The sequence below is a fragment of the Spongiactinospora sp. 9N601 genome, from assembly GCF_044326295.1.
GTDB classification, from domain to species: Bacteria; Actinomycetota; Actinomycetes; order Streptosporangiales; family Streptosporangiaceae; genus Spongiactinospora; species Spongiactinospora gelatinilytica.
This window is the reverse complement of record NZ_JBIRBB010000024.1, coordinates 148,608-158,581: the sequence shown is the minus strand read 5'-3', so window position 1 is coordinate 158,581 and position 9,974 is coordinate 148,608. Positions and strand designations below refer to the sequence as shown.

General features: G+C 68.8%; 12 protein-coding genes. 4 read left to right on the top strand and 8 right to left on the bottom strand.

The window, feature by feature from the left end; all coding sequences use genetic code 11:
- Nucleotides 1-342 precede the first annotated feature (342 nt).
- The 6 genes from ACH34R_RS39785 to ACH34R_RS39760 all read right to left on the bottom strand — a co-directional run bounded on the left by ACH34R_RS39785 (nucleotide 343) and on the right by ACH34R_RS39760 (nucleotide 4,078).
- Nucleotides 343-567: a hypothetical protein gene (locus ACH34R_RS39785; protein WP_397566782.1), complete on the bottom strand. Its 225-nt coding sequence runs from the start codon at nucleotides 565-567 to the stop codon at nucleotides 343-345.
- A 354-nt stretch (nucleotides 568-921) separates the two neighbouring features.
- The gene (locus ACH34R_RS39780) at nucleotides 922-1,245 is read right to left on the bottom strand and encodes a hypothetical protein (RefSeq protein WP_397566781.1); all 324 of its coding nucleotides are present in this window, start codon (nucleotides 1,243-1,245) and stop codon (nucleotides 922-924) included.
- Nucleotides 1,246-1,276: 31 nt separating this feature from the next.
- Nucleotides 1,277-1,441, bottom strand: a complete 165-nt coding sequence (locus tag ACH34R_RS39775; protein ID WP_397566780.1) for an FAD-dependent oxidoreductase — start codon at nucleotides 1,439-1,441, stop codon at nucleotides 1,277-1,279.
- On the bottom strand, nucleotides 1,441-2,151 hold the full coding sequence (locus ACH34R_RS39770) for a maleylpyruvate isomerase family mycothiol-dependent enzyme (protein ID WP_397566779.1): 711 nt from the start codon (nucleotides 2,149-2,151) through the stop codon (nucleotides 1,441-1,443). Before ACH34R_RS39770 ends, ACH34R_RS39775 begins: the two co-directional genes overlap by 1 nt.
- Nucleotides 2,151-2,924 carry a fumarylacetoacetate hydrolase family protein gene (locus tag ACH34R_RS39765; RefSeq protein ID WP_397566778.1) on the bottom strand — a complete coding sequence of 258 codons (774 nt, stop codon included), beginning with the start codon at nucleotides 2,922-2,924 and terminating at the stop codon, nucleotides 2,151-2,153. Before ACH34R_RS39765 ends, ACH34R_RS39770 begins: the two co-directional genes overlap by 1 nt.
- Complete coding sequence (locus tag ACH34R_RS39760) at nucleotides 2,921-4,078, bottom strand: cupin domain-containing protein (protein WP_397566777.1); 1,158 nt, start codon at nucleotides 4,076-4,078, stop codon at nucleotides 2,921-2,923. The genes ACH34R_RS39765 and ACH34R_RS39760 overlap by 4 nt, the downstream gene beginning before the upstream one ends.
- Before the next feature lie 65 nt (nucleotides 4,079-4,143).
- Here ACH34R_RS39760 and ACH34R_RS39755 point away from each other — a divergent pair, with 65 nt between their 5' ends.
- The 3 genes from ACH34R_RS39755 (at nucleotide 4,144) to ACH34R_RS39745 (ending at nucleotide 5,948) form a co-directional block, all read left to right on the top strand.
- Entirely contained in the window at nucleotides 4,144-4,923 is a 780-nt protein-coding gene (locus ACH34R_RS39755) for an IclR family transcriptional regulator (protein WP_397566776.1), read from the top strand.
- Between the two features lie 165 nt (nucleotides 4,924-5,088).
- On the top strand, nucleotides 5,089-5,541 hold the full coding sequence (locus ACH34R_RS39750) for an alpha/beta fold hydrolase (protein ID WP_397566775.1): 453 nt from the start codon (nucleotides 5,089-5,091) through the stop codon (nucleotides 5,539-5,541).
- A gap of 2 nt (nucleotides 5,542-5,543) precedes the next feature.
- Entirely contained in the window at nucleotides 5,544-5,948 is a 405-nt protein-coding gene (locus ACH34R_RS39745; RefSeq protein WP_397566774.1) for an alpha/beta fold hydrolase, read from the top strand.
- A gap of 94 nt (nucleotides 5,949-6,042) precedes the next feature.
- Here the strand turns inward: ACH34R_RS39745 and ACH34R_RS39740 are convergent, their stop codons facing one another.
- Nucleotides 6,043-7,797: an asparagine synthase-related protein gene (locus ACH34R_RS39740; RefSeq protein ID WP_397566773.1), complete on the bottom strand. Its 1,755-nt coding sequence runs from the start codon at nucleotides 7,795-7,797 to the stop codon at nucleotides 6,043-6,045.
- An 838-nt stretch (nucleotides 7,798-8,635) separates the two neighbouring features.
- Here ACH34R_RS39740 and ACH34R_RS39735 point away from each other — a divergent pair.
- The gene (locus ACH34R_RS39735) at nucleotides 8,636-9,406 is read left to right on the top strand and encodes a GNAT family N-acetyltransferase (protein WP_397566772.1); all 771 of its coding nucleotides are present in this window, start codon (nucleotides 8,636-8,638) and stop codon (nucleotides 9,404-9,406) included.
- Here the strand turns inward: ACH34R_RS39735 and ACH34R_RS39730 are convergent.
- A complete protein-coding gene (locus ACH34R_RS39730; protein ID WP_397566771.1) occupies nucleotides 9,354-9,899 on the bottom strand; it encodes a GNAT family N-acetyltransferase in 546 nt (181 codons plus the stop codon). The genes ACH34R_RS39735 and ACH34R_RS39730 overlap by 53 nt on opposite strands.
- Between the last annotated feature and the right edge of the window lie 75 nt (nucleotides 9,900-9,974).

Here is a 9,974-nt window from a genome sequence, read left to right as displayed (position 1 = left end):
CCGAGGCGCTCATCCGCTGGGCCGCCATCGCGGGCATGGCCCGCCGCATCACCCGGGGCGGACCCGCACGACGCCAACCCCGCTACCTCTGCCCCTGACCCAGAAACGATCTTCTCAAACACGCACTTAGGGATGGGGGCTCCTGAGGACGAGTACGACCCTGAAGTGCGTGATCTCACCGCTCTGGTGTGCGGCGAGGAAGAGATCACAGCCGAGGCCGTCGGCGCGGTTCGGATATTTCCCGCAAGATGACGGCCACCAGCTCGATCACCTCCATGGTGCCCGCGGGCGTGCCGACATTGTTGTCGCTTTGGCCGGTTGGCCGATGAGCCATCGTGATGGCTAAGCAGTGCCGAGCATGTGTCCAAACCACGACGGATCACTACTCGATTTATCATCTTCATGCCACTGCATCAGGCCGGACACGATGAAGCTGAACGGCCTGCTACCGAGCACGTACATGTGCGATTCAGGCGGAATGTTGCCAATCAGGTCTAGGATCAGCTTGACATCCTGCGGATCAGGAAAGCGAACGATTAACCCGTCATAGTAGGGCTGGAGCAGCATCGCAGAAACTCCGCCGAAGTGTACATCTATGCGGGTGTTCGGTGGCCGATCGCGAGTACTCCTTAGAAGCAGTCGCCGCTTACTAACGGTGTACTGCCATACTTTGAAGTATCTAGGCGATTCATAGACAACATTCATATGCCTTCTTTCGTAGCTCCACAGAGCGAGGCTCCTGTCAAACGAACAACGTGGCCTGCCCTAAACGACGCCAAAGGCAGGGCCGACGTCATCTGGCACCCCGGATGGATGCTTGGCGGTGGCGACTCGCCAGCCCATTGATCACTGCGACGACTAGTCTACTTCTGTCTTTCCTGCCTTTGGCTGGGCCGTGCTGAAGAGCCTGCTGGGCCGCGGTCAACCCGACCCGGCCCGCCGGCGTCCGCGAACAGACCACCCGTGAGCGCCGGCGGCGGCGATGGCGATCCGGGCCTGGTCGGTGCGGCCGTCCGCCAGCCGTACCCGGGCGCCGGGCGCGAGGTTCTCATGCCCGATGACCGTCGCGTCGGTGACCAGATCGACGCCCGCGCGGTGGCAGGCGCGCAGGAAGATGGCGTGCAGGTCGCTACGGTGGATGACCATGTAGGGCAAGCCGTACCTGCGTTCCAGGTCGGTCAGATCCAGGCGGGTCGGCTCCGCGCCGTCCACGGCGTCGCGCATCACCATGCTCTTCGGCAGCACGCCGAGGCTCCTGGCCTCGTCGAGCAGGCCGTTACTCGCGCAGGATCCGGGTGCAGTTGGGGGCGAGCTGAAGGCCCGCGCCGACCTCGCCGAACTCGCGGGCCTGCTCCAGCACGCGCACCCGTACGCCCTCGTGGGCCAGTGCGAAGGCGGTGCTCAGGCCGCCGATGCCGCCCCCGACGACCAGTACGTCCATCACAGCCAGGCCGGGAGTTGCGGGGCCGGGGAGCCGCCGGCCGTGGTCAGGGTGTGTGGACGGCCGGCGAGGTAGGCCACGATCTCCGCGAGCGGGCCGGTGACCCGGGTGACGGCGCCGTCGCCGGGCAGTTCCCAGCGGTCGCCGGTGCCGGCGGCGTCGAGCACGACCGCGGGCCCGGAAGCGTCGCCGCGCCTGACCACGATGTCGTCGGCCAGGGCCGCCAGGAAGGCGATGGGAAGGTCGGCGAAGGAGACATCGGCGGCGAGGTCCACGGCGTGTACGCAGACCTCGCGCGAACGCAGCCACAGGATCTCGGTCGCCGGGACCGTGCGGCCCTGGGCGGTGACCACCGTGGCATTCCACTGTGCGGGGCCGAGGCCCGCGGTCCCGGCGGCGAGGCGGTCCGCGGACTCGCGCAGCCAGGCGGCCAGTTCTGCGGCGGGCTTCCTGGAACCGGCCGTGATCTCGGCGGCACGCTGTCCGGCCGAGGAGTACATCGGGGTCTCCTCGCCGGTCGCGGCCCAGCGGACCAGGTTGCCCAGCGCGTCGGCGTTCGCCGCCACGTGCGCCACCAGGTGCTTGCGGGTCCAGCCGGGGAGCGAGGACGGGGCGCGGTACTGTTCCTCGCCCCATCCGGCGACGGCCTCGGAGAACAGCCGGGTGCCCGTCGCGCTCCAGACGAGCGCGTCCTCGAACGTGCGGCGCATCAGGCGGCACGCTCCCCCGCGACGGTGTTCTCCACCCGCCCCACGCCCCGGATCTCGGCGACGACGCGCGCGTCGCCGGTCAGGTAGCGCTTGGGGTCGCGCGCGTGGCCGACACTGCCGGGGGTGCCGGTGGCGATGATGTCGCCGGGGTCGAGCCGCACCACGGTCGAGACGTACTCCACCAGCGCGACCGGGTCGAAGAGCAGATCGCCGGTGTTGTCGCGCTGCATGACCTCGCCGTCCACACCGAGCGCGACCTCAAGCCGCGGGCGTACGCCGCCGGGCGGCTCGGCCGGCGTGACGACGTACGGCCCGACCGGTGTGGAGGAGTCCCACATCTTGCCCTGGAGCCACTCGCGGGTGCGGAACCGCCAGTCCCGGCAGGTGATGTCGTTGAGCACGGTGAACCCGGCGATTGCCTTCTCCGCCGCGCGGCCCCTGGCCCGGCGGACCGGCGCGCCGATCACCGCGGCCGGCTCCACCTCCCAGTCGAACTCTCCGGTCTCGGCGGGGCGGGCGATCTCGTCGGTCGCGCCGATGAGGCTGCCGGCGAACTTCGCGAACAAGGTGGGGTACCGCGGAAGATCGCGGCCCATCTCCTGAATGTGGTTCTTGTAGTTGAGTCCCACGCAGACGACCTTCGAGGGGCGCGGGACGACCGGCGCGAAGGCCGCGCCCTCGCCGAGGTCGGCCGCGCCGAGGTCGATCAGCCGGTCACCGTCGAGCCGCACCGCACGGGTCGAGCCGTTGACGCGGAGGGTGGCGAGCTTCATCCGGTGGTCCCTTCGGTACGGATGCGGTCGAGCCGGAGGGCCTCGAAGATCGGGGAGTCGCTGAACCGGAACAGGTCCAGCGCGCCGGAGTCGGAGTCGGTGGAACCGGCCTCGGACCGGGCGGAGAAGGGCTCCCAGGAAGGCACCACGAACAGGTCGCCGCGGATGACCGACCAGGTCCGCTCGCCGACGGTGACCGTGCCGGAGCCGTCGAAGACCTGGTAGATCGACGATCCCGTGGTGCGGACCGGGGCGGTCTCCGCGCCGCGGGCGACGCGGTGCGTCTCGACCCGGATCGTGGGCAGGACATCGCCGCCGGTGGCCGGATCGGTGTAGCGTACGGCGGCGTGGCCGGGCTCGACGGTGCCGCCGAAGCCCTCCGACTCAAGGGCGAGCTGGTCGGCCAGGGCGCGGTCGGTGAACTCCCACTTGTAGGACAGCAGCGGGGTGCCGGGGGCGAGTTCGCCGGCCGACAGCGGACGCAGCCCGGGGTGGGCCCACAGCCGCTCGGAGCGGGAGCGCTCGGGCGTGATCCGCTCGGCGTCGCCGATCTCGTCGCGGCCCGGCTCGAAGAACTGCGCCTCGGAGGTGTACTGGAACGGGATGTCGAGGCCGTCGATCCAGGCCATCGGCCGGTCGGTCGCGTTGTGGTGGGCGTGCCAGTTCCAGCCGGCCTGCGGCAGAAAGTCGCCGCGGCGCATCGGCACAGCGTCGCCGTTCACGACCGTCCACACCCCCTCGCCCTCGACGACGAAGCGGAAGGCGTGCTGGGTGTGCCGGTGCTCGGGGGCGTCCTCGCCGGGCATCAGGTACTGGATGGCGGCCCACAGCGTGGGGGTCGCGAACGGACGGCCCCCCAGACCCGGATTGGCCAGGGCGATGGCCCGCCGTTCCCCGCCACGGCCGACCGGGACGAGGTCTCCGGCCTGCTCGGCGAGCCCACGCAGGCTCTCCCAGCGCCACAGGTGCGGTACGGCGCGCGAACGCGGATGGGCCGGCATCAGGTCGCCGATCTCCGTCCACAGCGGCACCAGCAGCTCCCGCTCGAAACCGCGGTAGAGCTCTTCCAGCGCGGGGGTGACGTCCGGCTGGCCCGGCGCGTCGGTCGCCCGGAGCCGCACCGGGGAATCCGGCCTGGTCGCTTGGGTGGTCATAGCGGTAATGTCACACTGTCACGTTCTGCGGAACAGCTAATTCTGCTGTGCAGAATCGGAGGGCCATGGACAAGCCGCTGAAGAACCCGCCGACCTACGTGATCAACAGTGTTGATCATGCGTTGCGGATCGCCACGATGCTCCAGATGGAGGGCGAGCTGACCGTCTCCGAGGTCGCCGACCGGCTGGGCGTGGCCCGCTCGACCGCGCATCGGCTGCTCACGATGCTGGTGTACCGGGACTTCGCGGTCCAGGACGATCGGCGCCGCTACCGGGCGGGCCCGGTCCTGGAGCTCGCCGCGCACTCGCCCTCGGCCGCGTCCCGGCTGCGGACGACGGCCCTGCCGTACATGCGCCGGCTGGCCGGCGTGCTCGACGAGTCCATCCACCTGGCGGTCCGCACGGCGGACACCGTCCGGTTCATCGCCGGCGCGGAGTGCGCGCAAAGCCTCCGGGTGACCTCCCGTGAGGGCATGGTGTTCCCGGCCCACCGCACCACGGCCGGACTGCTGCTACTGGCCGAACTGACCGATGAGGACCTTGCGGCGGTCTATCCGGCCGAACGGTACGCCGACCGCCCCGCGGACCGCCCTGACCTCGCGCGGCTGCGGACCGAACTGGCCCTGGTGCGGCGCAACGGTTTCGTGCTGAACCAGGACCGCTCAGAGCGCGGTGTGACGGCGCTCGGCGTGCCGCTCCGCGCGCCCGGCGGGGAGGCCCTCGCCGGCCTGTCGGTGTCGATGCCGAGCGGACGCTACGAACCGCACCGGTTGCCTTCGCTGGTGGACGCCCTCTCCCGGGCCGCGCTCGCCATCGCGGCCGATCTCACCCCGGGCACCTTGTGAGGCTCAGCGCCGGGCGATCAGCGCCTCGCCCAGCGTCGCAATGGCGTCGGTCAGCTTCAGCATCGAGTATTGGGAGGCGAAGACGCTGGACAAGCTGAACAGCCGGGGTCATCGGCCCCCTGGAGGTCGTCGCCGAACTGTACGCCGCCGCGCTCGCGTCCCACGATGAGGCCGGCCGATGACCCTCGACGCCACCGGCATCGCGCGCACCGTACAGAACGCGAACTGGAAACTGCGCTACTACGAGGCGGGCGCCGGTCATCCGCTCGTCCTGCTGCACGGCAGCGGGCCGGGCCCCACCGGGTGGAGCAACTTCGCCGGCGACATCGAGGCGCTGGTCGCGCGCTGCCACGTGTACGCCATGGACATGCCCGGTGGGGCGACTCGGGCCCCGCGACCGTCGATCGCCTCGACCACGTGGCGGCGGCGATCGAGTTGCTGGACGCCGTCGGCATCGCGCGGCCCGCGTTCGTCGGCAACTCGATGGGCGGTCAGGCCTCCCTGCGGCCGGCCACCGAGCACCCCGGCCGCATCTCGCACCTGGTCACCGTGGGCCCCCGCCGGTCGGCCGGACGCCGACGCTCTTCGGCCCCGGCGACGGCCCGTCGGAGGGCCTGAAGGTGCTCGTGCAGGCGTACCGCGACCCGAGTCCCGCGAACATGCGCAGGCTCGTCGAGACCATGGTCTATGGCAAGGCCCGCTTCGCCACCCCCGAGCTGTGCCAGGCCCGCTCTGACGCGGCCCTGGCCCGTCCTGAACACCTGCGCGACTACCTGGAGGGACCGCCCAAGGGCGCGCCGCTCCCGAAGTGGGTCAGAACAGACCTGCTGCCCTCGATCCAGGCCCCGACCCTCCTCATCCACGGCCGCGACGACCGCGTCGTCTCGTACGAGACCTCGCTGTACCTGCCGGCGAACATCCCGGACAGCCGCCTGGTCCCGCTCAACCGCTGCAGCCACTGGGCGATGATCGAGCACGCCGACGAGTTCAACCGGCCGGTCACCGACTTCGTCGCCAACAACTGACCCATTCCAGCCGGGCCCGGCCCCCCGGCGGCACGCCTGGTCATGCGGCTACGGCACCTCGCTCACCGAAGCCGACGGCCATCGCGCCGGCACCCTAAGAGTGGGGGATGGAGATATGGACCTCTTCGAGGCCGGTGGGCGGCTCTCCGGGGAAGGTGTCGGTCAACATGGCTGCGACCGTATACAGATTCCACGCCAATGCGGGCTGAGTAACCGACGGGCCATCGAAGAGGCGCTTCAGTTCGTCAGGGCGGACAACGCCGGCGAGAGCGTCCGCTCGGCCGATCACGTATTCGCCGAGGATCTGCGACAGGACGGGCCCTGGACTCGTTCGCCAGTTCCAACCGCTCTGCTTTTTGCTCGGAGTGGCCGTGGAGGCTGCTTTGGCCGCCGGCCGCAGCCGTGACCAGATCGAGGGGGAACGGTCAGCCGCGAATCGCCATGGGGCGCCTTCAAGGGGGATGGCGTGCAGCGCCGGAGCGAATTGACGGACGAGGCCGTGAACGACCTCCTCCGAGTATCGCCATTGCTGGTCCAGGAAGAGCGCCTCGGACACCACTCGATTATCCAGAAACGGCTGGATGGGATTGCCCCGGCGTAGCGACCCCACCCGTGCGCCGGCATGCCATCGTCCCACGCGATAAGTGACGTACATGTGATCGAGCACTTCCCATGGGTTCTCCTGCGCCCGCGCCTCCCAGGGTGCCGCAAGAGTCTCGGCATGGTGGTTGGCCGCTGCGGTGAAGAGGTTTTCGTTCTTGAGGAAGAAGTCTTTGATCCGGCGCAGCATGGCCTTTTCGCCAGGGTTGTTCTGGCTGTAGAGAAATCCACCTCTCAGGATCTCTCCACTCTGCCCGGACATGGTGGGCCTTGCACTATATGGCAGGTATTCAACGATGCTTTCATACGCAGAGGTCATTCCCTCGCACGTTTTGAGAACATCATAGGTGCGTCGTTGAGGGTGGGGTATGACGATGGCGTCCTTCGCCGCCGTTTGGGCCGGGGGGATGACAGTGTGCTGAATGCGCAGCTTCGCGGCGATCTGCCGGGCGATCATCACGTCAGGGTGATCGTCGAGGCCGTTCGTCGTCGCGCGGAAAGGGATCTTCGCGGCATGGAGGAGTGCCGCCATCAGCCGGCTGTCTCGTCCGCCGGTCAAGGCCAGGTTGACCGGCTCCGGCGCGGAACGTAGCGGCGTGACGGCGTCGATGAGCGCGTGACCGAGCTTTGCAATGGCCGCGCGCTTCGCCCGAGATGAACTCGGCACCGGCTGGGCTTGCGGAAGGGGCGTGGCGGTGATGGCTCGGCGCGCGCCGCGGATGACGATCGATGAAGACGGGCCCAGGGCCTGCACCCCGAGATAGGGGGTTTCGTCGGAGAGAAAGTAGCCCTGGCGAATCATCGACTGCAGGGCGGTTTCATCCCAGCGGATCGATCCTCCGGTCGCGACGAGGTGGACGTGCAGTGCCCGGTTGCCCACGATGTGCAACTCCGATGTCTCCGCATAGAAGACAGGGCAGGCACGGGTGCTGACCGTTACGGCCTGAATCTCTCCCTGAGCTATTTTGAAGGCGGCGAAGCATCCCCCCATCGAGGCGGCCGCCTCCCCCAATGAGTCGCTTTTCGCGAGCTTGGCGCTGTCCTCATCCGCCGTCAGGTGGCCGCTGATGCCCACGGCATGGCGATGGCCCCTGGCGATCAGTGGGGGACGCCCGGCCACTGATTCCTCGTTCGACCAGGCCAGAAGAGCAGCTCCCTCGTCATCCCACTCGTCGGCTTTGATCGTTTCAGGTGGCACGGGGAAGACGTCTTTGATCGCTGAGCGTGCGATCGAGGTAGCACCGGCCACGGTGGACCTCGGATTCTTCGGAACCACTGCTAGAAATACTCGCAAGTTCATTCCAATCAGGAGCGGTATCTGCTTTGTCCGGCGAGTGGCGGATGGTTCGCGGCCGGATCGCAGCGTACAGCGCCATATGCGTGAAAGCTCAACTTCGCGCCACAATATGGGCGGGCACACACACCAGGTCCTTGGGGCCGTCCGCTCTTCGGGCGATTCGGTCGTTGCTCAGTCTCGCGACCTCAACGCACTCGCCGCCGGTGGCCGCGTACACCTCCTGGTAGAGCCGGGGGGCAGATCGTCCTGGGCGGGGGCGGCCCACTCGCTCACGTAGAGCAGGATCAGTGAGCAGTCCCGATGGTGGCGGGGCCGGTTCCAGCGGTCGCCGACCCCGTGGTGGTACCGGCCGCCTTGGGGGACGTGTTGCCGAGGCGGGGTGATTCGTTGTTGGTGGCTCACGGCGATGCCGGGCGCTATGTGCCGGCGTTGACCGGCGTGCAGGGGGCGCGGGGTGGTTTTGTGGACGCGGTTGGCCCCGGAGGGCTTGCGGGGGGGTACTGCGCAGCCGGGTGGACGCAGATGGGGTGCTGCCGGCCTGGACGAACTGGTGGCCGGGGGACGATGTCGCCGGACTGTTCCCGGACACCGGTGGAGGCGGAGCAGCGGCAGGTGCAAATCGATCGCCTGACTGCCCGGGTCGGTGGGATCGGGTTCTTGCGGCGTATTTGGCATTCGGTAGTACTTGTGCCGAGGAACTGGCGGATGCACAAGGACGTGGCCGGCCGCGGGGTTCCGGCCTTGATATCCCAAGTTGTCAAGGCGGGCGCGATGAGGGGGCAGGACGACCATGGGTGAACATGCGGAGGGCCGCAGCGATCTTGAGCTGCTCGAAGTCGAGATGGGAGTGCTGTGGCAACGCGATCATCGTGGGCGCCTGCATGGTGCTGAAGAACTGGTGCTCGCCGTGGCAGACGACGGCGTCACCGCGGCAGTGGCCCGTACCGTGCCCGACGACCTGGCCGGGGACCTGCTCGACAGGGTCGCGCGCAGCACCCCGTCGCCCCCTGGACGGCCACCGAACGTGCTGAAGGAATGCCAGGCACTCCTGGATCAGGCCATGCGCGGCAGTTCCACAGTGGTCGGCGGGCCGAGCTATCTGGCGTCCCCGTCTGTGCGGTTCGGTCCGGGCATGCCGGTGCTTCGGTCGGACAGGCCGGGTGATGTCCGGCGTGTTCGTGGCCTGCGGCCTGGGAATTGGCAGCCCGGGGAATGGGAGGAGCTCGTCGGGGGTGGCGCGGGGGCGCCGTGGGCGATGATCGTCGATGGTGGTGAGGTGGTCTCGATCTGCCACACTCCCCGCAGGACGGCCGCCGGTGCGGAGGCGGGGACGTGGACCGCGCCGTCGTACCGGGGGCGTGGGTACGCCGCCGCGACCACGGCGGTCTGGACAGATCTGTTGTCGCCGCATTGCCCGTACCTGTTCTACAGCACCAGCGCTGATAACCGTTCCTCGCAGCGCGTGGCCGAACGGCTCGGGCTTCGTCGCATCGGGTGGCTCTGGAAACTCACCCGAGCCCCGGGGAGCGATTCCAGTCCCGGGCGAGGAGGCCGAGTATGACCTCATCCATGAACTCGCCCATCACCCAGGCGGAGGAGCGCAGCAGGCCCTCGCGGACGAAGCCGTTGCGTTCGGCGGAGCGCAGCATCGCGGCGTTGTCGGACAGCGTCTCGATCTGGAGCCGGTGCAGGCCGCGTACGACGAAACCGTAGTGGCACAGGACCGCGACGACGTCGGTGCCGTAGCCCTTGCCGCGGGCCGATGGCAGCAGGCCCAGGCCGATGTGGGCGGATCGGTTGTGGGTGTCGATGCCCCACAGTGTCGCGGTGCCGACCAGCGTGCCGCCGTCCAGTGCCACGACGGAGAACGGGACGTGCCCTTGCTCGTCGTCGTTCACCACGAGCCGCGGATCCTTCGAGCCCGGCGTGATCGGCCGCCACGGCCGGCCTTCGGCCCGCGCGGAGTTGACCACGTCGTCGTAGAGCTCGGTCCGCAGGATCGGGATGTCGTCCTCGTACCGGGCCCTGAGCCCTACTTTGTCACCTCTCAGCACGCAAGCTTCTTATCCGACCGGGGTGTCCATCGGCAAACCCGGCCGGGCGATACTCGAAGGCGCAGAAGCGGCTCA